Genomic DNA, 26,371 nt, shown 5'->3' with positions numbered 1-26,371 from the left:
TATTCATTCCTCCTATCGTTCTGTAACAACCACTGTGATGTGACTAGTCCGCTTGTTAATTGGTGAAGCAGAACCCTTAGCACGTGGACGGAACCGCTTAAGGGTTGGTCCTTCGTTGGCAAATGCTTCGCTAACAAATAATGAAGCACGATCTAAGTCAAAGTTGTTTTCAGCGTTTGCAACAGCAGATTTTAATACTTTTTCAACATCTGAAGCGGCACCACGAGGAGTGAACTTCAGAATAGCAAATGCTTCGGCAACGCTCTTACCACGGATGGCGTCTAAAACAAGACGAACTTTCCGTGCAGAAACACGGACCATCTTGGCAGTTGCCTTAGCGGATGTAATGTTTTCAGCCATGTCTTAATTCACCCTCCTTACTTTGTCTTCTTGTCATCTGTTGCGTGACCATGGAAAGTCCGAGTTGGAACAAATTCACCAAGCTTGTGACCTACCATATCTTCTTGTACGTAAACTGGTACATGCTTCCGACCATCGTAAACGGCAAATGTGTAACCAATAAAGCTTGGGAAAATTGTTGAACGACGTGACCATGTCTTGATGACAGTCTTCTTTTCAGAACCTTCTTGTTCCTTAACCTTCTTAAGCAGAGAAGCGTCAGCGAAAGGTCCCTTCTTCAAACTACGACCCATTTAGTGTACCTCCTCTCGGGTATTTAGACGATATTTAATATTAACGAGTATGTGGACCACGCTTCCGGCCACGAACAATGAACTTGTTTGAACGAGCCTTGTGTGAACGGGTCTTCTTACCAGCAGTCTTCTTACCCCATGGAGACAGAGGAGATGGTAAACCAACAGGTTGCTTACCTTCACCACCACCATGTGGGTGATCGTTAGGGTTCATTACAGAACCACGAACGTGTGGACGTTGACCTGCATAACGGGTCCGACCAGCCTTACCCTTAATGATCAGGGCGTGTTCGTCGTTACCAACAGTACCGATAGTTGCACGGCAAGTTGCAAGAACCATCCGAACTTCACCAGATGAAAGACGAACTAAGACGTACTTTTCTTCCTTACCAAGTAATTGAGCAGAAGCACCAGCTGAACGAGCTAATTGGCCACCCTTACCTGGCTTTAATTCAATGTTGTGGATAACAGTACCAACTGGAATGTTCTTCAATGGAAGAGCGTTACCAACCTTGATATCTGCATCTGGACCAGATTGAACAGTCATGCCAACCTTCAAGCCCTTAGGTGCTAAGATGTATGACTTAGTACCATCGGCGTAACCAAGTAAAGCAATGTTTGCAGTCCGGTTTGGATCGTATTCAATAGCCTTAACAGTTGCTGGAACATCATCCTTGATCCGCTTGAAGTCGATAAGACGGTATTGACGTTTAACACCGCCACCACGGTGACGAACAGTGATGTGGCCGTAACTGTTACGACCAGCGGTGTGCTTTAATGGAGCCAACAATGACTTTTCTGGGGTTGACTTAGTAATCACATCAAAGTCATAACCGTTCATGTTACGGCGACCGTTAGTGGTAGGTTTGTACTTACGAATTCCCACTTTGTTTTCCTCCTTTTTTTAATGATTAGTTGTTGCTGTCATCGTTGAACAGCTTAATTTCGTCTGAATCGGCAGAAAGAGTAACAATAGCCTTACGACGACGCTTAGTGTAACCAACGTAACGGCCTTGACGCTTCTTCTTACCCTTTAAGTTCATGATGTTAACCTTAACAACCTTAACGCCGAAGACTTCTTCAACTGCGTTCTTAACTTGAGTCTTAGTTGCTCGTAAATCAACATCGAATGTGTAACGCTTGTTGTCCATGCCAGCCATTGAAGCTTCGGTAACAACTGGGCGTAAAATAACTTGACGTGCTTCCATTATGCGAGCACCTCCTCTACTTGAGAAAGAGCTGACTTAGTGATGACAATCTTTTGGCTGTCAACAACGTTTAAGATGTTAACTCCAGCTGGAGTAACAACAGTAGCGTTGGCCAGGTTACGAGCAGACAATGCTGCGTTCTTGTCATCATCAGTAACAACAACCAGTGCCTTTTCAGTCACTTTCAGGTTGTCCATCACACCAGCAAATTCCTTAGTCTTTGGTGCATCAAAGTTGAGTGAATCCACAACAACTAAGCTGTCATCAAGAACCTTTTGGGAAAGAGCTGACTTGATAGCAAGTTGACGAACCTTACGAGGAAGGCTGTACTTGTATGAACGTGGAGTGGGTCCAAATACGATACCACCGCCACGGAATTGTGGTGCACGGATTGAACCTTGACGGGCACGACCAGTACCCTTTTGACGCCATGGCTTCTTACCACCACCGCTAACAGCTGAGCGATTCTTAACAGCGTGAGTACCTTGACGTAAGGATGCACGTTGACGAAGAATAGCATCGAATTCAGCATTTTCATTTGGTTCAATGCCGAAAATGTCAGCGTTCAAATCGATAGTACCGTTTTGGCTACCATCTTGCTTGTACAAATTAACGCTAGTCATTATTAACTTCCTCCTTTCTTATTATTTATTGTGTTGCTTGCTCAGGCTCTTCTTAGTGTTAGCCTTCACAGAGTTTTTAATAGTAACGTAGGACTTGTTAGCACCTGGAACATTACCCTTGATTAAAAGAACATTGTTATCGAGGTCAACCTTAACAACTTCAAGGTGTTGCATAGTGACAGTCTTGCCACCCATACGACCTGGTAACTTCATTCCCTTAACAACACGGTTAATGATTGGTCCTAATGAACCTGGACGACGGTGATAACGAGAACCGTGTGACATAGGACCACGTGATTGGTTATCCTTGTGAATGTTACCTTGGTAACCATGACCCTTAGTAACACCCGTAACGTCGACAGTTTCACCTTCATTGAAGACATCAGCCTTAACTTCGTCTCCAACCTTGATGTCATCCCCTAATTCAGCGTCACGGATTTCACCGATGAAGCGCTTAGGGGTCGTGTTTGCTTTTGCTGCATGACCTTGTTCAGGCTTGTTGCTCAAGATTTCGCGCTTGTCATCGAATCCCAATTGAACAGCGTTGTAACCATCGTTTTCAACGGTCTTAATTTGCATAACAACGTTTGGAGTTACATCGATAACAGTAACTGGAACTAATTCACCATTGTCAGTGAATACTTGAGTCATTCCAACCTTCTTACCTAAGATTCCTTTGGCCATGAGTACACCTCCTATTTTGTTTTAATTTATTAGTTATAGTTAAAATTAGAGCTTGATTTCGATGTCAACACCACTTGGCAGATCGAGTTTCATTAATGAATCAACAGTCTTTGGTGTTGGGTCAATGATGTCGATCAAACGCTTGTGAGTCCGCATTTCAAATTGTTCCCGAGACTTCTTGAACTTGTGTGGTGAACGGAGAACAGTGTAGAGAGTCCGTTCAGTAGGAAGTGGAATCGGACCTGAAATTTGAGCACCAGTACGCTTTGCAGTTTCAACAATCTTGTCTGCTGATTGGTCAAGAATACGGTGTTCATAAGCCTTTAACCGAATACGAATCTTTTGTTTTGCCATTATATTCCCTCCTTCGTCAGATTTAAAATTTGACTAGCTCCGCGGAAATTACCGCCACATCCTGTGGCAAAGCGGCCGGGTGTGTCGCAACCTTCCGCATCATCGCGTCGCAGCTTCAGCTTATATGGGGGAGTGTATAATTCACCCCTCTTTGCTCAAGCACCTATCCATAATACTAAAGAATCATTGTCATATCAAGTCTTTTAACGAATTAATTTTGCTTTCTCTATTACAATTTTATTTCAGCAACTTTTCTGCTGTTTTACCTAAATTCTTTTTCAGCTGCTTTGTGCAAAATGATAGAATAGTTTTGTTATCGAATCGAAACCATTAATGCGGATCGATTTTTAAGGAGTCAAAAATGAATTTCAGTTTTAACAATCAGGTCCGGAAGAAAGATTACCTATATTACAGTTTGCTGTTTATCTTTCTGGCCGCCTGCGTTTTCGGATCATACCTTGTCCTTGGCCATACTTTTCTTTGGACCAAGGATGTTCTCAACCAGCATTTACCACTTCTCGCTGAATATCGACGAGCAGTAATAGAGTGGTTACACCATCCCACTACTATTAACCAGTGGTCATGGAAAATGGGTTTGGGGACAGATACATTTTCTGTCTTTTCCTATTATAATATCGGTGATTTATTTGCCTATATTGCTCTTCTGTTTCCAGCTGCCAAAATCACGACTGCCTTTAGTGTAATTTCCGTACTGCGCATGTATTTTGTTGGCCTGGCATTTGTTTATTTCTGCCAGCACTTTAGCTTTCGACCAAGCACGGTAATGGTCGGAACATGCACATATTTAGTAAATGCTTTCCTATTATATGCATGTATCGCCCAACCCTTTTTTACAACGCCATTTATTATCTTGCCGCTATTAGTAGTACAAATAGAGCGGGTCTTACAAGGTGGGCGCGTCTGGCCGCTCACTCTGGTCTTCACATGGATGCTGATTAGCAACTACTACTTGGCATTTATTTTAGTAATTGGCGCTATCATGTTCCTAGTAATCCGGGTACTAACCCATTACCGCAAAACACTCAACTACCCAGTAACCATTGCTAAGTTTGCTCTGGCAACCATTACTAGTCTGCTGTTATCCGCAATTATGTGGATTCCTGAACTGTTAGCTGTCATGAATTCCACCCGTGTTGGTGCAACTTTTGCTAACGGTTTGAAGACGTATCCACTATATTACTACCTCTTACTACCGAAACAATTAATTAACGGTGGTCAATGGTCTTTCATGTTCTGGACGGCTTTGGGGATTGTATCAATTGGCTTTATCGCCATCGTTTACGTTTATTTACATGCCCGTCAATATCCACTCTTAACAATTAGTCTGGCCATTGCGTTTGTAATGCTGCTCATCCCTGCGGTCGGAGCAACCTTAAACGGGATGATGGCTGCCTCCAACCGTTGGACACTGCTCATTTACTTGCCATTAGCATTAACGGTATGTATCTTGGTAGAACATGCACCGACAATTGACCGTCGGACCATGAACCGTTTGACGTTGGCAACCCTGATTTATTTAATCATTTTGATGCTCACCTTTATCTTTCAGGGTAATAATGACATTCTCTTGCCAATTGCCTTTCTACTCCTCTCATTGATGGGTCTATGGGCGATTAATCTCCAACTTACCAAGTATGCAGTACCGGCTCTAGTTGCCGTGGTCGCATTAAACGCTGGTGCCAATGCCATCTTCTCCTCACTTCCGTATAACGGTGACTTCTCGTCAGATATGTTAACGCGCGGTGAGTACAGTCATTTGACGCATCAACGGTATGGTGGTCTAGATAAAGGACTGCCAAGTAATTACTTCTACCGTGTATCAACCATTAGTCAAAACCAAATTATTGCTAATAAGCTGTTGGATAACGACCTGACCTCATCACTACACAACATTGATTCCTACTATTCATTACAAAACCGCTACCTTGGGCAGTTCAACGATTCGTTGCAAAACAATCAAACTACTGCTAACATTCCCATTCGTCAAGCTGACGATCGAACTGTTCTCAATCATTTCTACGGTACTAAGTACCTCTTTGTCCAAAGTGATGGTCTTAATGCTGAGAAGATCCCAGCCGGTTACCACCTCGATAAACAAACTGACCCGATTTATAACTACGATAAAGGGCAACCAAGTACTGCTAAATCTAAACAGGATTTGATTCCTATTCAGACGAACCGCTACCGTACGGCAGATAATTTCCCATTGCTATACTGGCAAAGTAGTTACATTAGTCCCCGTCGGTACCGCCAATTGTCACCAACTGAAAAGGAACGGGCACTAGCAGCTGGCGTGGTAGTCAACGATAGCAAAAAGGCAACGCATAATATGCAGCCTGCTCAGACGAAGCAATTAGTAGTGCCAATCACGACTCAACTGATTTCCAACCGTTTTAATCAGATCAATCCTGAACACTTAAAGTACACCGATAGTACTGAAACATACCACTTACAGTTGAAACTAACCGCTGCCCAGCGGCAGGCCTTGGCGGGTAGTGAACTGCACCTCGAATTTGCCAAGATTAAGTTCACACCGTTCACAATGAAAGAACAGATTAAGTACGAACAAGCTCATTTAAAGCAAATGGCTACTAACCCGGGCTCCATCGTTAATATGCGAGGCAGTAAGTACCAATACTGGCGCTACCACGTGTTAAACGGTTCTCCAGACTTGAGTTATAAGATTAATGTTGGCTCCCGTTACGGAACCGAAACTATTCAACAGTATCGGCAAAGTACATTGTCATTCTTCAAAATGATTCGCCACACAACACTGAACTTAGGATATTATCGTGGTAGTTTACCACAGCAGCTTTCCTTCCAGCCCACCAAGCTAGGTACTTACCAGCTCAAATACCGTCTGGTTGCAGAAAAGCTTGATGATCACTACTACCATCAGGTTAATGAGCTCCAATCACACGCTTTGACGAACCTACACTTCGCCAATAACCAGGTCAGTGGTAGCATTACCACCACCCAACCTGGTATTCTGACCTCGTCAATCCCTTATTCCAAAGGGTGGTCAGCACGAGTAAATGGGCATTCAGTTCGCGTTTTACGAACTAACCAAGCCTTTGTTGGTTTGCAATTACCAGCCGGGCGCCATCATGTCCAATTGAGCTACCAAACTCCTGGTCTTAGAACTGGTGCTTTAGTAAGTCTGATCGGCCTTATCTGGTCACTATTAGTTGGTATAATTACCATGTTGCTTGCTAAACGAAAACATTAGAATATTCAAAAGGAGCTTCCCATGCTAGCTAATGCCAGTATGAGAAGCTCCTTTATTAATAAAAAAGAGTTGATGAACAAATCATCAACCCTTTTAATAGTTCAATCAGGAAATTAGTTATTACCGTTTTCCTTAATGATCTTTTCTTGAATGGCCTTTGGAACTGGTGAGTAGTGGTCAAATGTCATCGTGAAGGTACCACGACCTTGGGTAGCTGACCGCAAAGCAGTAGCGTAACCAAACATTTCTGACAATGGAACAAATGAGTGAATCATTTGAGCACTACCACGTTCTTCCATACCATCAATGGTACCACGACGAGCAGTTACTTGACCCATAACATCACCCATGTTGTCTTGTGGTACAACGATGTCAACCTTCATAACTGGTTCCAGAATAACTGGATCAGCCTTCTTAGCGGCATTCTTCAATGCTAATGAAGCGGCAACCTTGAAGGCAGCTTCACTAGAATCGACTTCGTGGTAACTACCATCATAAAGCTTAGCATGCATATCAACTAATGGATAACCTGCCAAGACACCGTTTTGCATAGCTTCCTTCAAACCTTGTTCAACGGCAGGGATAAATTCACGAGGAACAACACCACCGACGATGGCGTCTTCAAATTCAAAGCCCTTACCTTCTTCAAGTGGAGTAAATTCGATCCATACATCACCGTATTGACCTTTACCACCAGATTGACGAACGAACTTACCTTGAGCAGATGCCTTCTTGGTAAATGCTTCACGGTAGGAAACTTGTGGCTTACCAACAGTAACTTCGGCATGGAATTCACGACGAAGACGTTCAACAATGATATCAAGGTGTAATTCACCCATCCCGGCAATCAGAGTTTCACCAGTTTCAGGGTTAGTTTCAGCCTTGAAGGTTGGGTCTTCTTCCGCCAGCTTTTGTAATCCACGATCCATCTTATCTTGGTCAGCCTTAGACTTAGGTTCAACGGAAACCTGAATAACTGGGTCAGGGAAGTCCATTGATTCAAGTTGTAATGGGTGGTCAGGATCAGTCAGAGAGTCACCAGTAGTGGTGTTCTTCAGACCAATAGCAGCGGCAATATCACCAGAGAATACTTCTGGGATTTCGTGTTGTTGGTTAGAGTGCATTTGAAGCAGACGACCAACACGTTCACGCTTATCCTTAGTAGCGTTCAGAACATATGAACCGGATTGCAGTGAACCAGTGTAGACACGTAAGAAAGTTAACCGACCAACAAATGGGTCAGTAGCAATCTTAAATGCTAAGGCAGCAAATGGTGCCTTATCATCAGCCTTTAATTCAACTTCGTTACCATCTGCATCATGAGCAACGTATGGACGAACGTCAAGTGGAGATGGTAAGAAGTCAATAACAGCATCCAGCAACATCTGAATACCCTTATCCTTGTAGGCAGAACCGGCAAGTACAGGGTAAAGCTTTTCTTCCAGAGTACCCTTCCGAATAGCGGCCTTAATTTCATCAACTGAAATTTCATCACCATTCAGGTACTTTTCCATGATGTTGTCATCAATGTCAGCTAAGGTTTCCAACATTGCGTCATGGCGCTTTTGAGCTTCATCCTTCATATCAGCTGGAATTTCATCAGTATCCCAGTGAGTACCTAACTTATCTTCATCATAAACGTAGGCACACATCTTGATAAGGTCAACAACACCCTTGAAGTTATCTTCAGCACCAATTGGCATTTGAATTGGTAATGGGGTAACGTTCAAACGGTCTTTGATTGTCTGAACAGAGTAATCAAAGTTAGCACCGATCTTATCCATCTTGTTAGCAAAGATAATCCGTGGAACATGGAAGTCATCAGATTGACGCCATACAGTTTCAGTCTGTGGTTCAACACCGGCTTGAGCATCAAGAATAACAATCGCACCATCAAGAACACGTAATGCACGTTCAACTTCGACAGTGAAGTCCACGTGTCCTGGGGTATCGATGATGTTAATCCGGTAGTCTTTCCAAACAGCAGTAGTGGCAGCGGAAGTGATAGTGATACCACGTTCCTTTTCTTCATCCATCCAGTCCATTTGTGAAGCACCATCATGCGTTTCACCAATTTTGTGAATCTTACCAGTGTAGTAAAGCACCCGTTCAGTAGCAGTAGTCTTACCAGCATCAATGTGCGCTACGATACCGATGTTACGGGTCTTATTAAGAGGGTATTCACGTTTGTTAGCCATCTTAAAAGTGTATCTCCCTTCAGTATAAATTTAATAATTAAAATTGATTTTGGTTACTTTAGAAAAAGGGGTGACCGTCGTCCTTTTTAACTACGTCACCCCTCTATTGTAACTGGTTAAGCAACCTGTTTCAATTCGTAGTGATTACCAGCGGTAGTGTGCGAATGCACGGTTAGCTTCAGCCATCCGGTGAGTATCTTCACGCTTCTTAACTGAGGCACCGGTATTGTTTGAAGCATCAATGATTTCACGAGCAAGTCGTTCAACCATTGTGTGTTCTCCACGCAGACGTGCGTATTGAACGATCCAACGAAGACCTAAAGTAGTCCGACGTTCTGGACGAACTTCGATTGGAACTTGGTAGTTAGAACCACCAACACGACGAGCCTTAACTTCCAGAACAGGCATAACGTTTTCCATAGCTTGTTGGAATACTTCTACTGGGTCATTACCAGTTTCACTCTTAATTTCATCAAATGCGGCGTATAAAATCTTAGTAGCAGTTCCACGCTTACCATCGATCATCAAGTGGTCGATCAAGCTAGTAACCAACTTTGAGTGGTACATTGGATCTGGTAAAATTTCACGCTTTTGTACATGTCCTTTACGTGGCATTACTTAATCCCTCCTAAAATTACTTCTTTGGCTTCTTAGCACCGTACTTAGAACGTGATTGCATCCGTCCTTCAACACCAGCAGTATCGAGAGTACCACGAATGATGTGGTAACGAACCCCTGGTAAATCCTTAACACGGCCACCACGAATTAAAACAACTGAGTGTTCTTGCAGGTTGTGACCAATACCAGGAATGTAAGCAGTAACTTCAATCAGGTTTGAAAGACGTACACGAGCGTACTTCCGCAAAGCTGAGTTTGGCTTCTTAGGAGTCATAGTACCGACACGGGTAGCAACCCCACGCTTTTGTGGTGATGGAGTCTTAACTTCTTCCTTCTTGAAAGTGTTGTAAACGTAACCAAGAGCTGGTGACTTTGACTTGCCCTTGTGGCTCTTCCGGCCCTTACGTACCAATTGGTTAATGGTTGGCATAATGTTTCCCCTTCCTTATTTTTAAGTCCACACATCCAGGTGGTTCTTTTTTATTTATAAAAAAATGATTGGATGTTATTAAATTTTCGTGCCTTCGTTGACGCAAAGTCTGCCCAACGACAGACACCAACGTTGCTAAAAAAGCACCTTTAATAGACTATCACGGGACTAAATGAATGTCAACGCGATTTTCAGGATTTAAAATAGTGATTTTGAAGGAATTTGCCGTTATTAGTAATTAGAGATTCTCATGATGGAGGTTATTAGCTTGTACTTAATTTTTTTAATTATCATTAGCGAAATTGGCACATCATTTGTGATGCTAACGGCATTCCGGCTAACAATTGGGCAAACACCCTGGCTGCCCCGCCATTCATATTGTGACAACTGTCATCAGCAACTCCACTGGTGGCAACTCATCCCCATTCTCGGCTATGTCATTCAGCGGGGAAATTGTCACTTTTGCCGACAAGTCATCAATCCGTTTATCTTTGGCAGCGAGTTAGTTATAGCAGTTGCGACCTCCGCGCTGGCTAATTATCACTTACTCCATGATAGCGAATTGGTGTTGCTATTATTAACCCTCGCATTCTTGTCAACAACCGACTTCTATGACCAATTCATCTATTGCTGGGGGTTACTTCCCTTAATCCTCCTAATTCCCCTCACCCAGTCCTGCTGGTTTAGGTTTTCTTGTTACCACGTCAGCATTCTATTAGTTGCTTTGCTATTTCTAATAATGCTAAGTCGGGGCTTAGGGGGCCTCGGTAGTGGTGACGTTGAACTAATTACTATCCTTCTCCTGATCATGGGCCCCTGTCAAGCAGCACTTATCGTCCTGATTGCGAGTGTATTAATGCTGGGATGGTGGTTGATCAAAGTTCATCCAGGTCGTCAAATGCCTTTCTTTCCGGCCTTAGCAGTTGGGATCCTATTTGTGGTCCCCTAATACAGAAAACCGCTAGCATTCGTATTGCACGAACACTAGCGGTTATTTGATTCATTCTTCATTTGATTGGTCTTTCTTAATTTGAATAAGAAAGAAGTTTTCACCATACTGAGCTAAACTTTCAATATTTTGAAATAGCAAGAGGATCCATGACATGGCCAGGCCAAATTCTAATAACTCGAATGCCGTTAAGGATAGGTAGTCGCTGAGCTTAAACACAATATAGTTAAAGCCCATCAGGCCCCCGATAATGTATGAGACATCCAGGAACTGTTTGCGGACATGTGGTAATATCCATCGAATGGCGACAATCAGGATCAGCATAATATAAACTAGCCACATCGAAATTCGGTCATGAAGGACATGGAAGCGCGGATTATTAGGGAAAAAACCGATTGCGGCAATGCAGGCAGCTTGCGCATATAGTAATAACCGCAAAATCAGCACCCGGCGATTATTGTACTTCTTCTGTAAATTAACAAAAAGGTAATCTACCAGGGCCATCATTAGTAGTCCTGAAAAGATTAATGTCACATTAAACTGCAAATTAGCCGAGTTCTGTGCCGTTCCCAAAAAGCTGAAATTATGTTTCCACCAGTTACGATCCGAATTGGTCAACATTGAAAAGAGCATCCCACCAATAATCATAATCGTTAATAGGTTAGTAACGATGCCCGGTGATAAGGTCAATGCCAAGTTAATCATGATGTAATTAACTGCCGAAATAATCAAGAGGATGAACATCGTCGACGTATAGAGGTCAAAACGAGCGTCCATAAACAGCTGCTCGAATAGCCAGAAAAAGGCGGAAAACGAGAAGACAATAATTAACCCACAGGCAACCGTAATTGTAATCAGGCTTCGCCAATAAAAGTCTTGAGCAGGCCCGTTTTTGTGGATCTTCGTAATAATGGCCGTAACGATAAAGACCAATAGGCCAGAGATCAAGCTCATTAATAATGAACCGTTAGCAATGGAATAGTCACCAATAATTGGAACAGTAGTTAGTTTCAAGTGCTGAGCCATTGCAAATAGTGCCAGAGTCAGAATGACGGCGGGAACAAAATACCACCAAAACTTTATTCGAGGCAACTGCTCCAGTAGGTTAGCCGGACGGACCATAATTTGTTTATGGGCCACATTTAAGGCTAATGATTCATCTTCTCCAAAATGGGTCTGTTTGATGGCCTTCTCCGGAATCTCGATTTTGTAGACTTGCTTTTTCAAAACATTCTCTCCCAATCAACGTAAAAACAGGACAATGGCAAAACGCCACAGTCCTGTTTCTTAATTAGTTTTGCTTGTCTTCTTCCTTCATCTTGGCTTCAAGATCCTTGATGGAGTAAGCAGAAACATTAACTTCTTTTGGTTTGATGTGACGGTAAGTACTCATACCAGTACCAGCTGGAATAATCTTACCAATGATTACATTTTCTTTCAAACCAACTAATGGATCGTTCTTACCACGAATAGCAGCGTCAGTCAGAACACGAGTAGTTTCCTGGAATGAAGCAGCTGACAAGAAACTGTTAGTTTCCAGAGCAGCCTTGGTAATTCCGAGGATAACTGGACGAGCAGTAGCTGGAATTTCTCCAGAAACTAAAGTCTTGTAGTTAGCATCACGGAATTGACCAATATCCATCAATTGACCTGGTAAGAGATCAGTATCACCTGGATCCATTACCCGAACCTTCCGCATCATTTGCCGAATCATGATTTCCACGTGCTTATCCAGCAAGTCGATACCCTGCATCCGGTAAACTTTCTGAACTTCGGCTAAGAGGTAAGTTTCAGTAGAAAGAACATCGCGAACACGGATCAGTTCCTTTGGATCAATAGAACCTTCGTTAAGAGCTGTTCCACGGTGAATGAAGTCACCTTCAGCTACCCGCATCCGAGCCGTGATTGGTAAGGTGTATGTCCGTGTATCGGTTTCACCCTTAACAGTAACATCCTTTGTCCGTTCTGCAGGGTTTTCTTCGATGGATTCCACTTCACCAGTAACTTCACTGATGGTTGCACGACCCTTAGGATTACGTGCTTCCACAATTTCTTGAACACGAGGAAGACCTTGGGTGATATCTTCGTTACCGGCAACACCACCAGTGTGGAAGTTCCGCAGAGTCAGCTGGGTACCTGGTTCACCGATTGATTGGGCAGCAACAGTACCAACAGCTTCACCGGCTTCAACACGGTCACCGGTAGCAGCGTTCCGACCGTAGCAACGTTCGCAAACACCGTGTTCAGTGTTGCAAGTGAATGCAGAACGAATCGTAACCTTCTTAACACCGGCATCAACAATCTTTTGTGCCATGTCTTCATCAATCAGGACATTTTTACCAACGATCTTTTCACCAGTCTTTGGATCAAAGACAGACTTCATCGTGTAACGACCCATAATCCGATCGTAAAGTGGTTCGATCATTTCGTTACCATTTGTAATAGCGGTAACTTCCAGACCACGGTCAGTACCACAGTCTTTTTCACGAACAACCACGTCCTGGGCAACATCAACCAACCGCCGAGTCAGGTAACCTGAGTTAGCAGTCTTCAGGGCCGTATCAGTCATCCCTTTACGAGCACCGTGTGAAGACAGGAACATTTCCAGAACTGACAGTCCTTCGTAGAAGTTAGAAAGAACTGGCAATTCCATAATCTTACCGTTAGGAGCGGCCATCAGACCACGCATTCCAGCAAGCTGAGTAAAGTTAGAAATGTTACCACGCGCACCAGAGTCAGACATCATGTTGATTGGGTTATGGATATCCATGTGTTCAATCAGCTTGTTCTGAACTTCATCCTTGGCATCGTTCCAAATACCGATAACCCGGTCATACCGTTCATCATCAGTAATCAAACCACGACGGAATTGCTTAGTAACCAGGGCAACTTGCTTCCGGGCCTTCTTAATAATGTCAGGCTTTTCTGGCAAATCATGAATATCGGAGATGGCAGTTGTCAAACCAGAAATGGTTGATTCGTAGTAACCGAGGTCCTTAATCCGGTCCAGGAATTGAGAAGTCTTAGTAACCTTGTACTTCTTGTAAACTTCCGCAATCAAGTCGGACAGGAAGCCCTTCTTGAATGGTGGAATTAATGGCGCATTTTCAAGGTATTCATTGATGTCCTCACCAGGGTCCAAGAAGAAGCGGTCATCGACGCCTTTTGTGATGTTATCAGCGGTTGGTTCGTTAATGTAGTTAAAGTCTTCCGGCAAAATCCGGTTGAACAGTAACTTACCAACAGTTGTAACCATGATCTTCTTACGTTGTTCGTCAGTGAATGGCTTCTTAGGGAATGATGATACTTGAACACCGACCCGGGTTTGAAGAGCAACATAATTGTTCTTGTAGGCCATTTCAGCTTCGTTGGTGTCCTTGAAGATCATTCCTTCACCTTCACGGCCCTTATCTTCCGTGGTCATGTAGTAGTTACCAATAACCATATCCTGTGATGGTGACACAATAGGTTCACCGTCACGAGGACTCAAAATGTGGTGAGCAGCCAGCATTAACAGCCGCGCTTCTGCTTGAGCTTCATCGGACAATGGTACGTGAATGGCCATCTGGTCTCCATCGAAGTCGGCGTTGTAAGCAGTACATACCAGTGGGTGCAGACGCATTGACTTACCAGAAACCAAGACTGGTTCGAAGGCCTGAATACCCAACCGGTGCAAGGTAGGTGCCCGGTTAAGCAGAACTGGGTGTTCCTTAATAACGTCTTCCAGAACATCGAAGACATCATTATCACGACGATCAATCTTGCGCTTAGCAGCCTTAACGTTAGCTGACAAGCCGCGCTTAACCAATTCGTGCATAATGAATGGCTTGAACAATTCCAGAGCCATTGGAACAGGCAACCCCATTTGGTTCATCTTCATGGATGGACCAACATCAATAACGGAACGACCAGAGTAGTCAACCCGCTTACCAAGCAAGTTTTGACGGAACCGTCCTTGCTTACCCTTAAGCAAGTGGGATAACGACTTCAGTGGACGGTTACCTGGTCCAGAAACTGGACGACCACGACGACCGTTATCGATCAAAGCATCAACCGCTTCCTGAAGCATCCGCTTTTCGTTTTGAACGATAATGCCCGGAGCTTGTAATTCAAGAAGACGCTTCAAACGGTTGTTACGGTTAATAACCCGTCGGTACAAGTCGTTCAGGTCAGAGGTGGCGAAACGCCCACCTTCAAGTTGTACCATTGGCCGTAAATCAGGTGGCATAACTGGAATAACATCCAGGACCATCCATTCTGGCTTGTTACCAGACTTGATGAAAGCTTCCAGAATATCCAGACGACGAATTGCCCGAGTCCGCTTTTGACCGGTAGCATCCTTCAATTCTTCCTTGAGTTCGTTGGCTTCCTTTTGTAAGTCAACATCAGCTAATAACTTCTTGATAGCTGCAGCACCCATTTCAGCCTTGAAACGGTCACCGAATTCAGCCTTTTTGTCACGGTATTCTGCTTCAGACAACAGTTGCTTCTTTTCCAGTGGAGTGTCACCAGGATCAAGAACAACGTATGAAGCAAAGTAGATAACTTCTTCCAAGGAACGAGGACTCATATCCAAGACAAGACCCATCCGGCTTGGAATACCCTTGAAGTACCAAATGTGTGAAACTGGAGCCGCTAATTCAATGTGGCCCATCCGTTCACGACGGACTTTGGAACTAGTAACTTCAACACCACAACGGTCACAAACACGGCCCTTGTAGCGAATCCGCTTGTACTTACCACAAGCACACTCGTAATCCTTGGTTGGTCCAAAGATCCGTTCATCGAACAGCCCTTGCTTTTCCGGCTTTAATGTCCGGTAGTTGATGGTTTCTGGTTTCTTAACTTCACCATATGACCAAGACCGAATCTTATCCGGTGATGCCAGTCCGATCTGCATGCTTTCAAATTTATTGACATCGATCAAAGGATTATTCCTCCTTATTTAGTAGTTTCTTCACCAATTTAACTAGTCTTGCTTGGTTTTATCCTCGTCAGTCGTTGCGGCTGATGGCTTGGAATCAGACTTTTCATCGTTCTTGTTATCGGCGTTATGTTGAGCGGCATACTTAGCCAATGCATCAACGTTAACAACTTCATCATCGTCTTCATCCATATTCTTTAATTGAATTTCGTTGTGGTTAGCATCGAGGACCTTCATGTCCAGACCAAGTGATTGCAGTTCCTTAACAAGAACACGGAATGATTCAGGAACACCTGGCTTTGGAATTGGTTCACCATTGATGATGGCATCGTAGGTCCGAACACGACCAACAGTATCATCAGACTTGTAAGTCAAGATTTCTTGAAGGGTGTATGCAGCACCGTAAGCTTCAAGAGCCCAAACTTCCATTTCACCAAACCGCTGACCACCGAACTGAGCTTTACCACCCAGTGGTTGTTGAGTAACTAATGAGTAAGGACCAGTTGACCGAGCGTGAATCTTATCATCAACCATGTGAGCCAACTTAAGGTAGTGCATTGAACCAACGGCAATCCGGTTTTCGAATGGTTCACCAGTCCGACCATCATAAAGAATCGTCTTACCATCTTCTGGGAACCCAGATTCCTTAATAGCATCCCAAACATCCTTATCAGTAGCACCATCAAAGACAGGAGTTGCCATGTGGATACCAAGCCGCTTAGCAGCCATACCTAAGTGCAATTCCAGCAGCTGACCAATGTTCATACGTGATGGCACACCCATTGGGGACAGCATAATGTCAATTGGCGTTCCGTCAGGCATGTATGGCATATCTTCTTCAGGAATAACAATGGAAACAGTACCCTTGTTACCGTGACGACCAGACATCTTGTCACCAACTTGGATCTTCCGCTTTTGTGCGATGTAAACCCGAACCATGGTGTTAACACCTGGTGACAATTCATCACCATTTTCACGCGTAAAGATCTTAACATCCTGGATAATTCCGCCGCCACCGTGAGGAACACGCAATGAGGTATCACGAACTTCACGAGACTTTTCACCGAAGATCGCATGCAGCAACCGTTCTTCAGCTGATAATTCAGTCATTCCCTTAGGAGTAACCTTACCAACTAAGATGTCACCATCATGGACTTCAGCACCAACTCGAACGATCCCGTTTTCATCGAGGTCCTTCAAAGCATCGTCACCGACGTTAGGAATTTCACGGGTCATTTCTTCAGGGCCAAGCTTCGTTTCACGAGCTTCAGATTCGTATGATTCGATATGAATTGAAGTGTAAACGTCATCCTTAACCAAGCGTTCGCTGATCGCGATGGCATCTTCGAAGTTGTAACCTTGCCAAGTCATGAAGGCAATCAATGGGTTTTGACCAAGGGCCAGTTCCCCTTGTTCCATGGATGGACCATCGGCTAAGACATCGTCAGCGTCAACGTGTTCGTTAACCTTAACAATTGGCCGTTGGTTGTAGTTCTTACCACCGTTAGAACGTTGGAACTTCATTAACTTGTAAGTGTCTAAAGTACCGTCTTCTTCACGAACACGGATTTCATTAGCATCGACATATTCCACAGTACCAGACTTCTTAGCAATCAGAGCCACCCCAGAGTCGTGAGCTGCTTTGTAGTCGATACCAGTACTTACTAGTGGTGCGTGAGGGTTCAGCAAAGGCACAGCCTGCCGTTGCATGTTAGCCCCCATCAGGGCACGGTTGGAGTCATCGTTTTCCAAGAATGGAATTGAAGCGGAAGCTACGGAGACAACTTGTTTTGGTGAAACGTCCATGTAGTCGACGTTTTCCACACTAGTTTCGATGTAATCATCCTTATCACGACACATAACCTGGTCATCAACGAATGAACCATCGTCATTCAAAGGTGAGTTAGCCTGAGCAATGATAAAGTTATCTTCTTCGTCGGCAGTCAGGTAATCAATCTTATCAGTAACCTTGTGGGTCTTCCATGAAACACGACGGTATGGAGTCTCCACAAAACCATACTTGTTAATCCGGGCGTAAGAAGACAGGTTGTTGATTAAACCAATGTTAGGACCTTCTGGCGTTTCAATAGGGCACAGACGGCCATAGTGAGTATAGTGAACATCCCGGACTTCATATCCGGCACGATCACGGGTCAACCCACCAGGACCAATGGCTGACAGACGACGCTTATGTTCCAATTCACCCAGTGGGTTGGTTTGATCCATGAACTGTGACAGTTGTGATGAACCGAAGAATTCCTTAATGGAAGCAACGACTGGACGAATGTTGATTAATTGCTGTGGGGTCACAGTGTCTGGATCTTGAATGGACATCCGTTCACGCACAACCCGTTCCATCCGGGCCAAACCGATCCGGAATTGGTTCTGGAGTAATTCACCCACAGAACGAATCCGCCGGTTACCCAAGTGGTCGATATCATCAGTTGATCCGATGCCTTCCTGTAAGTTGAAGAAGTAATTCAGGGAAGCAAGAATATCAGCTGGAGTAATGTGCTTGTGTTCCAAAGGAATATGACCATTACCCAACAGAGGAACAACCCGTTCTGGATCTTCGTGAGAGTAAACCAGGATCTTTTGTAATTTAACTGGTTCAGTCACAACCGCTTCATCAGAAGGGGTATAAGTGATCATCTTAAAGTCGTCACGGTCAAGGTAAGGTTCAAGCTTCTTAAGAACTTCCTTGGTAACTTGATCACCCTTTTGTGCTAACACTTCACCAGTGTCAGGATCAGCTAGCGTTTCCGCCAGGGTCTCACCTAACAAACGGTATTTCAACATTAACTTCTTGTTAGTCTTGTAACGACCAACAGGGGCCATGTCGTAACGCTTTGGATCAAAGAAACGGGCCGTTAAGAGGTTCCGGGCTGAGTCAGCAGTCTTTGGTTCACCTGGACGTAACCGTTCGTAAATATCCTTCAAAGATTCTTCAACACGAGAATCTTCAGCATTCTTGTGAACATCCTTATCCAAGGTCAAGGACAAGGTTTCACTGTTGCCACCAAACATATCAATGATTTCATCATCAGAGCCGAAGCCCAATGCCCGAATTAATTCAGTCATTGGCAGCTTCCGCGTCCGGTCGATACGGACGTATGAAATGTTCTTGGCATCAGTTTCGTATTCTAACCAGGCACCACGGTTAGGAATAAAGGTAGCGCCATAGTTAAGCCGACCATTCTTACCAGTTTCTTCATTATAGTAAACACCTGGTGAACGAACTAATTGAGAAACAATTACCCGTTCTGCCCCATTAATAATGAAAGTCCCTTGGTTAGTCATCAGTGGGAAGTCACCAAAGAAGACGTCTTGAGACTTAATTTCACCAGTTTCGTGGTTGGTTAAGCGTAAGGTAACGTGAAGTGGTGCTGAATAGTTAGCATCGTGTTCACGAGCTTCATCAACAGTATACTTAGGTTCCAAAAGTTGATAATCAACAAATTCCAGAGAAAGTTTTCCTTGGAAATCATCGATTGGCATAATGTCATCAAACATTTCCCGTAAACCTTTGTCCATGAACCAGTTGTAAGAATTGGTTTGAACTTCAATCAGGTTTGGCAGCTCGAGAACTTCTTTAATCCGCGAGTAGCTACGACGGGTACGGTGTTTACCGTATTTAACTAAATGTCCGGCCAAACTGTTCACCTCTCTAATTTATTCAGCGAGCTTTTTAAATGTTACATTTTGATTACAATTTGTACAAAATGGCATTTTTGAGCAAAAAAAATCCAAAAACAGTTAAAAACTGTCTTTGGTTTTTATAGCTGAACCCGATGGACAATAGATCACCGGGCCCATATGAGCTCGCAATTACATACTATTGTAGTGTACAGGTTTTTTATTTAATTGTCAACGATAATGAATGACTATTTAGTGATCGACAAACCATTAACGACACAATCCAAGATCAATTGGTCACGCTGCTCATCACTAATATCATTCCCCGCGATTGGCTGGTAGGTTCCAAAGATAGGCGTGATGTCCGCTAAGAATAGTTCAGCGGCTTCCCGTGGCAAAATATCAGGACGCAGGCCAACTTGCGGTTGCTTGAAGTATTCAGCAATTGGTTCCAAGTAATCCATCGTAAAGATCATATTGAGCTTTTGCTGAGAGCTCGTGGATAGTAAGCGCCGTGCTTGCCAATACTGGTCGTAAATACTCAGTGGGTGGTGTTTCTTCAATGCTTCAGTGATTTGCCAGATCTGTTCGTTTGGAGTTAGCTTGTGTTTCCGCATCACCTTATTAATATCCTTACGCACCTTACCCCCAAGCTGCGTCATAACGTCCAGATAAAGGACTTCCTTGTCACTGAAGTGGTGGTACAGTGCCGGTTGAGTAATCCCAATTTGTTTGGCAATGTCACGAGTGGAAGTTTCACCAAATCCTTTCTGTAAGAATAACTTAGTCGCAGTTCTCATGATCGAGTTCCGCGTCCGTTCTAATCGGTCTGAACGTTTCATTCTGTATCTCGTTCCTCAACTTATTAATCATCTTATAAATATATAATGCCACTAAACCCGTCCTTTGACAAGACTAGATCAGCCATTTTCCGCCATTCACGACCGATATTAAGCTAAGTCATCCCCCTCAGTATTCAATAATGGGCACTGCTTTTAAGTCACTAAATAAAAAAGTGCGTTCGGCAAACATCCGTAACGCACTTTAAAATAAGTTTTTAATCAATCTGCACAACTTGAGAATCATCCGCTTGCGGGTGGCGGGTCTTAATCGTAATCTTACCCCGTCGAGCACCAACTGTAACGTCGTCCCCAGTCTTCACGGCCCCTTCGAGCAAGGCAGTGCTCAGTGGATCTTCAATCTGATCCTGAAGAGCCCGCCGGAGTGGCCGTGCACCATATGATGGATCATAACCAACTTTGGCCACAAGGTTAATAGCCGCCGGCGTAACTTTCAGTTCAATGCCTTGTTCACTAACCCGTTTTTGTAGGGTCTTAACCATTAACTTAACAATCTGGTGTAATTCCTTCTTGTGGAGTGAGTGGAAAATCACCGTTTCATCAATCCGGTTTAAGAATTCTGGCCGGAAGTGAAGCTTCAATTGTTGCCGAATGGCACTGGCCATCGCCTGGTAATCATTGCTAATGTCCCGAGCACCAAAGCCAACTTCTTTTTCATCCTGCAACTGGGTGGCACCAAGGTTAGAAGTCATGATAATAATGGTGTTTCTAAAGTCAACTCGCCGGCCCTTGGCATCGGTCAGGTAGCCATCATCCAAGACCTGCAGTAATAAATTAAAGACATCAGGATGGGCCTTTTCAGCTTCATCCAATAGAACAACTGAGTATGGGTGCTGACGAACTTTTTCAGTTAACTGACCACCTTCATCATAGCCCACGTAACCAGGTGCGGCCCCAATCAGCCGGCTCGTCGAGTATTTCTCCATGTACTCAGACATATCAATCCGGATCATGTTATCCTCAGAGCCAAACATAGCTTCCGCTAGGGCCTTCGCAAGCTCAGTCTTCCCGACTCCCGTTGGTCCCAGGAACATAAAGGAACCAATTGGACGGTGAGGATCCTTTAAGCCACTCCGCGCTCGACGAATTGCTTTCGCCACAACGCTGACAGCTTGATCCTGGCCGATCACCCGCCGGTGAAGTACCCGTTCGAGGTTAACCAGTCGTTCACTTTCACTCTTGGTTAACTGGGTCAAAGGAACACCGGTCCATTCAGCAACAACCTTGGCAATATCTTCACCAGTGGTATGCAACTGGTAGTGGTCAGCGTCCTGCTTAGCATGTTGTTCCTGCCGTTCTAACTTTGCCCGCAATTGCAATTCCTGCTGGCGAAGCTCCGCAGCTTTATCGAAGTTTTGATCTTCAATGGCCTGTTCTTTATCTTTACGAAGTTGTTCTAATTGACCAGTCAGTGAATGACGGCTATTTTTCTTTTCTTCCGCATTAATCCGGACCATCGCAGATGCCTCGTCGATTAAGTCAATTGCCTTATCAGGCAGGAAACGGTCTGTAATATAACGGGCAGATAAGGTCACCGCTTGTTTCAATGCTTCATCATCAATTTGGACATGGTGGTGCTGTTCGTACTTTGGTCGCAACCCTTTGAGAATCTGCAAGGCAACTTCTGGAGTTGGCTCGTCAATCTGCACTGTAGCAAAGCGCCGTTCCAAAGCTGCGTCGGATTCAATGTACTTTTGATATTCATCTAAAGTTGTGGCCCCGATAGTTTGTAAATCGCCACGGGCTAATGCTGGTTTCAGAATATTAGAAGCATCAATGGCACCTTCAGCACCACCAGCACCAATTAAGGTATGGAGTTCATCAATAAATAGGATGACATGACCATCCCGGTGAATCTCATCAATTACTTTCTTCAAACGATCTTCGAATTCACCACGATATTTGGTCCCCGCAACAAGTGACCCCATATCCAGCATCATTAAACGCTTTTTAGCTAGCTCTGCCGGAACCTGACCATGAACCATTCGTTGAGCTAGTTCCTCTGCAATGGCAGTTTTACCAACCCCTGGTTCCCCAATCAGAACGGGGTTGTTCTTAGTTCGCCGACTAAGAATTTGTTCAACCCGCTTCAGCTCACGGTCACGCCCAACCACGGGATCAAACTTGCCATCACGAGCTAGTTGGGTCATATCACGGGCCAGTTTATCCAACGTTGGCGTTGCAGATTTGCCACTCTGTTGGCTGGCATTGTGTAATTGTTGTCGTGCCTGCAAGTCGGACACGCCGAGTCGCCGCAAAATAACCTTACGGACTTGTTGAGGCATTACATCTAAGCTATACAAGATCCGTGATGAGAGAACACTCTCGTCCGAAATCAAAGCTAACAGTAAATGTTCAGTCCCAATCTTAAGGGCACGAAGCTGTTGAGCTTCTTGGCCTGCTAATGCCAGGACCTGCTTGGCTTTAGGAGAATAAGGTAAGTATTCGCCATCCCCGCGATCCTCCATTGTCCCGTAACCAATCATCCGTTCAATTTCTTCACGAATGTCGTCACTGGTAATTGAGAATTGCTCAAAGATCTTGCTGGCAATCCCTTCTTTTTCCATCGTTAATGCCAAGAGGAGGTGTTCAGTCCCAACTGCTTGATGCTTAAAGTATCGTGCTTGTTCATGTGCCAGCATTAATACTCGTTTTGCACTAGGCGTAAAAGTATTATCCATCCAGAAACTCCTTTCTCTTTAACTCTCATACCGTAGTCGATTTAGCATGGCAACCAGTAAGCGGGCTCTTAATTGTGCCTCAGCATTGCGGTTACCAACCGCTAACGTCTGCTTAGAAAGGGCCACTAACATCAAGTCACCCTCACGTCGACTAATAACCTTTTCATTATATAGGGTTGAAATAACATCATAGGCATCCCGTTCGCTAATTGAATTCCCAATTGCTTGGATAAGCGTGTCAAGGACATCTAAATCATCTAACAGGTTGACCCGTTCAATTCTAATATAGCCACCACCGCCACGCTTACTTTGTACCAGGTAACCATGTTGAATGGTAAAGCGGGTCTTAATAACATAGTTGATTTGGGATGGAACGACGTCAAAGTGATTGGCAATTGCTGATCGTGAAATTTCAATTTGCGAAGAATTGCCAAGAATCTGTTTGAGGTATTCTTCAATCACATCCGAAATACTCTTTTCTTCCATCTCATCACCTCATTATCTGACTAATCTTGACCAAATTTTAGCACAGTCAGTACCGCAACACCAGTCAGATGTCTTCAGTAACAAGCACATTAGAAATATCAAAAACTCCAGAGCCTGCACTTAGCAAACTCTGGAGTTCTCGTTCATCATCATTTAGTGATGATAGTTATATTTATTCTAATGGGGAGATTTTATTAGTCCATGTGAGTAAAGTCAACAACGTTCCGACCAACAACCTTGTTGTCCTTCAATTCTTGGATCATGTCGTTGATTTCACTCAGCTTACGAGTCTTGACAATTGGGTGAACCTTACCTTCAGCACCGAATTGGAAGCATTCAGCCAAGTCTTGACGAGTACCAACTAATGAACCAGCAACGATGATGCCATCAAGAACAGTCTTAGCAATGTTAAGCTTCATGTCACCTTGTGGAAGAGCAACAGCAACTAACTTACCATCTGGACGTAATGAATCAACAGCTTGGTCAAAAGCAGAAGCGGAAACAGCAGTTACAACTGCAGAGTGAACACCGCCAACTTTTTCTTGGATTTGCTTGTCAACATCACCGTCATGACGGTTGATAACAATTTCAGCACCATTCTTCTTAGCAGCTTCAAGCTTGTCAGGGTTACCATCAACAGCGATAACGTGAGCACCAAAGACATTGTGAGCAAATTGGATACCGAGGTTACCTAACCCACCAGCACCAACGATTGATACCCATTGACCTGGCTTCAAGTCAGCAACTTTCAATGCCTTGTACATAGTAACACCGGCACAAGTCAAAGAAGTAGCTTCAACTGGATCAAGACCATCTGGAACCTTAACAGCGTAATCAGCTGGGACAATGCATTGTTGAGCCATTGCACCATCAACAGTGTAACCAGCGTTTAGAACGTTCCGGCAAAGAGTTTCACGACCAGTCAAGCAATATTCACAGTGGCCACAACCCTTGTAGAACCAAGCGATTGATACCCGGTCACCAACTTTAAGAGAGGTAACACCAGGAGCAACCTTTGATACACGACCAACACCTTCGTGTCCAATGATACGGCCAGGCTTCTTACCAAAGTCCCCAGCAGCAACGTGGAGGTCAGTGTGACAAAGTCCACAGTATTCCATGTCAACTAAAGCTTCACCTGGTTTGAGGTCACGTAATTTAACATCTTTAACAGTAACGTAGCCATCTACAGGATCGTTAATAACAGCAGCTTTCATAGTCCAAAATCTCCTTTTGAATATCTTGTTATCGTTTACACAAGTTATGATAACAAATATAACACCGACTTTAAAGGGAAAATGTGAATAAATTAACATAAATGGTATGAACCACTATTCCCAGAAATTAAGTGAATCATACGGAGAGTAAGTCAAAACTACTAGTACCAATGTGAAATTTTTATTTAAGGCTGGTTAGTCCCCTTCACATATGGATAACCGAAGTAAATGTTAAAGAGGTCACCACCAACATTGCGCAAGTCGTGGTAACTAATGTTGTTGGCGAAAAAAAGGAGCATTTGTTTGTCATGGACATTAGCCCACATGCAGCAGTTATACGGACCATAATTCCCGTTGGCATGAATAATCGGGTTATTCACATACACACCACCAAAATAGCTTTCCTCTCCCGGTGTTGTTTGTACACGAAGTAATTGATGGACCAACCGCGGATTTTCGAGAACATCAGTCATTACGAGACGCCAATAGTCTTGCGGTGTCATTAAGTAGTCTCCGGCGCCAAAATTTGCCGACATTTGTTGCAGTAACGTATCCTCTGACACGTTCTTGTTAAGCGGAATTATTCTGACATGGTTTTTAGTTGCTGATTTGAATTTCTTCACATGAGCAGGTTTCATCACGTACTGCATAACATAATGATGATACGAACGGTGACTGGCATGGCGAATAATTGCAGCGAGCATAATAAAGTCAGCATCAGAATACTTCCATGAAAAATCACCAGTTGATTGGAAGGAGGTTAAGCCAAACTTAAGCCGGGCATTTTCACCTTTTAAGGTGCGCGCTGGCTGGTTTTTTAAATCACGCAGCCCACTGTGGTGAATCATTAAGTGTTGGACAGTAATTTGGTTTGCATATGGAATATCAGAATAATAATCACTTAATGGTGTCTGCAGTTTAATTTGATGGTGGTTGACTAATGACATAATTGCTAGGCCCGTCACTAATTTCTGCAGGGAAGCAATAGGAAACAATTGGTTGGCTGATACTTTTTGTGAATCTTTCTGGTCAGTACGGTTTGAAATGACGAGCGGTTGATGATCGTGGCCATTCACGAGCACGATTCCATTAATCTGGTGTTGAACCATGTACTGGCGGATGGCATGTCTTTTTTGAACTGCTACTGACTGGGCATGTCCAGTCGTTGGTACTAGTACGGCTAATACCAACACTATTAATAGAAAAACTGCCTTCCGGTTCTTCACCATGCTTCACCCGCCTTTCTTTTTGGAATGTTTATCATACTCATATAACTATGAATTGGCCTTTCAGCATAGTACACAAATGGCGTCCAGTGCCGGACACTGGACGCCTATTTGTAATAACTGCGACAGCGTATCATAAATGACTGCTGGCACGTTACCTCTGAAATATGCAAATCGGGAATACACGATTTGAACGTGCGACCTCTTCGTCCCGAACGAAGCGCTCTACCAAGCTGAGCTAATTCCCGAAAAGAAAAAGCGTAACAATTACCAGGTAACCGTCACGCTTATACTAGTGCACCCAGAAGGAGTCGAACCTTCAACCTTCTGATTCGTAGTCAGACACTCTATCCAATTGCGCTATGGGTGCATAT

20 protein-coding genes and 2 tRNA genes are annotated in these 26,371 nt (G+C 43.9%); 2 read left to right on the top strand and 20 right to left on the bottom strand.

Annotated elements, in window-relative coordinates; all coding sequences use genetic code 11:
* Positions 1–12: 12 nt before the first annotated feature.
* The 7 genes from rplV to rpsJ are packed head-to-tail and all read right to left on the bottom strand — an operon-like array spanning position 13 to position 3,522.
* A complete protein-coding gene (gene rplV / locus FD27_RS02950; protein WP_057749270.1) occupies positions 13–360 on the bottom strand; it encodes a 50S ribosomal protein L22 in 348 nt (115 codons plus the stop codon).
* Between the two features lie 17 nt (positions 361–377).
* Entirely contained in the window at positions 378–653 is a 276-nt protein-coding gene (gene rpsS, locus FD27_RS02945) for a 30S ribosomal protein S19 (RefSeq protein WP_057749265.1), read from the bottom strand.
* A gap of 40 nt (positions 654–693) precedes the next feature.
* Complete coding sequence (rplB, locus tag FD27_RS02940; RefSeq protein WP_057749262.1) at positions 694–1,539, bottom strand: 50S ribosomal protein L2; 846 nt, start codon at positions 1,537–1,539, stop codon at positions 694–696.
* A 25-nt stretch (positions 1,540–1,564) separates the two neighbouring features.
* Positions 1,565–1,861 carry a 50S ribosomal protein L23 gene (rplW, locus tag FD27_RS02935; protein WP_057749259.1) on the bottom strand — a complete coding sequence of 99 codons (297 nt, stop codon included), beginning with the start codon at positions 1,859–1,861 and terminating at the stop codon, positions 1,565–1,567.
* Positions 1,861–2,484, bottom strand: coding sequence for a 50S ribosomal protein L4 (rplD, locus tag FD27_RS02930; protein WP_057749256.1), 624 nt, complete (start codon positions 2,482–2,484; stop codon positions 1,861–1,863). Before rplD ends, rplW begins: the two co-directional genes overlap by 1 nt.
* A gap of 21 nt (positions 2,485–2,505) precedes the next feature.
* On the bottom strand, positions 2,506–3,168 hold the full coding sequence (gene rplC, locus FD27_RS02925; RefSeq protein ID WP_057749253.1) for a 50S ribosomal protein L3: 663 nt from the start codon (positions 3,166–3,168) through the stop codon (positions 2,506–2,508).
* Between the two features lie 45 nt (positions 3,169–3,213).
* Entirely contained in the window at positions 3,214–3,522 is a 309-nt protein-coding gene (gene rpsJ, locus FD27_RS02920) for a 30S ribosomal protein S10 (RefSeq protein ID WP_057749250.1), read from the bottom strand.
* A 361-nt stretch (positions 3,523–3,883) separates the two neighbouring features.
* Between rpsJ and FD27_RS02915 the strand changes: the two genes are divergently transcribed.
* Positions 3,884–6,772, top strand: a complete 2,889-nt coding sequence (locus tag FD27_RS02915) for a YfhO family protein (RefSeq protein ID WP_057749247.1) — start codon at positions 3,884–3,886, stop codon at positions 6,770–6,772.
* A gap of 113 nt (positions 6,773–6,885) precedes the next feature.
* Here FD27_RS02915 and fusA read toward each other — a convergent pair whose 3' ends face one another.
* The 3 genes from fusA to rpsL form a co-directional block, all read right to left on the bottom strand.
* Positions 6,886–8,970 (bottom strand): elongation factor G, encoded by a 2,085-nt coding sequence (gene fusA, locus FD27_RS02910; RefSeq protein ID WP_057749244.1) that lies wholly within the window; start codon positions 8,968–8,970, stop codon positions 6,886–6,888.
* 144 nt (positions 8,971–9,114) lie between these two features.
* Positions 9,115–9,585 (bottom strand): 30S ribosomal protein S7, encoded by a 471-nt coding sequence (gene rpsG, locus FD27_RS02905; RefSeq protein ID WP_057749241.1) that lies wholly within the window; start codon positions 9,583–9,585, stop codon positions 9,115–9,117.
* A 19-nt stretch (positions 9,586–9,604) separates the two neighbouring features.
* Positions 9,605–10,018: a 30S ribosomal protein S12 gene (gene rpsL / locus FD27_RS02900; RefSeq protein ID WP_057749238.1), complete on the bottom strand. Its 414-nt coding sequence runs from the start codon at positions 10,016–10,018 to the stop codon at positions 9,605–9,607.
* Between the two features lie 268 nt (positions 10,019–10,286).
* On the opposite strand from rpsL, the gene FD27_RS02895 reads away from it, so the two are divergent.
* Positions 10,287–10,967, top strand: a complete 681-nt coding sequence (locus FD27_RS02895; RefSeq protein ID WP_057749236.1) for a prepilin peptidase — start codon at positions 10,287–10,289, stop codon at positions 10,965–10,967.
* A gap of 51 nt (positions 10,968–11,018) precedes the next feature.
* Here FD27_RS02895 and FD27_RS02890 read toward each other — a convergent pair whose 3' ends face one another.
* The 10 genes from FD27_RS02890 to FD27_RS02845 form a co-directional block, all read right to left on the bottom strand.
* Positions 11,019–12,194, bottom strand: coding sequence for a DUF998 domain-containing protein (locus FD27_RS02890; protein ID WP_235802997.1), 1,176 nt, complete (start codon positions 12,192–12,194; stop codon positions 11,019–11,021).
* A 64-nt stretch (positions 12,195–12,258) separates the two neighbouring features.
* The gene (rpoC, locus tag FD27_RS02885; protein ID WP_181577945.1) at positions 12,259–15,894 is read right to left on the bottom strand and encodes a DNA-directed RNA polymerase subunit beta'; all 3,636 of its coding nucleotides are present in this window, start codon (positions 15,892–15,894) and stop codon (positions 12,259–12,261) included.
* Positions 15,895–15,936: 42 nt separating this feature from the next.
* A complete protein-coding gene (gene rpoB, locus FD27_RS02880; protein WP_057749228.1) occupies positions 15,937–19,554 on the bottom strand; it encodes a DNA-directed RNA polymerase subunit beta in 3,618 nt (1,205 codons plus the stop codon).
* 221 nt (positions 19,555–19,775) lie between these two features.
* The gene (locus tag FD27_RS02875) at positions 19,776–20,369 is read right to left on the bottom strand and encodes a TetR/AcrR family transcriptional regulator (protein WP_057749225.1); all 594 of its coding nucleotides are present in this window, start codon (positions 20,367–20,369) and stop codon (positions 19,776–19,778) included.
* A 215-nt stretch (positions 20,370–20,584) separates the two neighbouring features.
* Positions 20,585–23,068, bottom strand: coding sequence for an ATP-dependent Clp protease ATP-binding subunit (locus FD27_RS02870; RefSeq protein ID WP_057749222.1), 2,484 nt, complete (start codon positions 23,066–23,068; stop codon positions 20,585–20,587).
* An 18-nt stretch (positions 23,069–23,086) separates the two neighbouring features.
* On the bottom strand, positions 23,087–23,554 hold the full coding sequence (locus tag FD27_RS02865) for a CtsR family transcriptional regulator (RefSeq protein ID WP_057749220.1): 468 nt from the start codon (positions 23,552–23,554) through the stop codon (positions 23,087–23,089).
* Positions 23,555–23,748: 194 nt separating this feature from the next.
* Positions 23,749–24,771 carry an alcohol dehydrogenase AdhP gene (gene adhP, locus FD27_RS02860; RefSeq protein ID WP_057749216.1) on the bottom strand — a complete coding sequence of 341 codons (1,023 nt, stop codon included), beginning with the start codon at positions 24,769–24,771 and terminating at the stop codon, positions 23,749–23,751.
* Positions 24,772–24,956: 185 nt separating this feature from the next.
* Positions 24,957–26,000: a serine hydrolase domain-containing protein gene (locus FD27_RS02855; protein ID WP_083482678.1), complete on the bottom strand. Its 1,044-nt coding sequence runs from the start codon at positions 25,998–26,000 to the stop codon at positions 24,957–24,959.
* A 171-nt stretch (positions 26,001–26,171) separates the two neighbouring features.
* A tRNA-Pro gene (locus FD27_RS02850) sits at positions 26,172–26,245 on the bottom strand.
* 48 nt (positions 26,246–26,293) lie between these two features.
* Positions 26,294–26,367: transfer RNA gene (locus tag FD27_RS02845), tRNA-Arg, on the bottom strand.
* Positions 26,368–26,371: the final 4 nt, after the last annotated feature.

This window comes from Limosilactobacillus frumenti DSM 13145 (assembly GCF_001436045.1).
Lineage (GTDB): Bacteria > Bacillota > Bacilli > Lactobacillales > Lactobacillaceae > Limosilactobacillus > Limosilactobacillus frumenti.
This window is presented reverse-complemented; position numbering and strand designations above follow the sequence as displayed.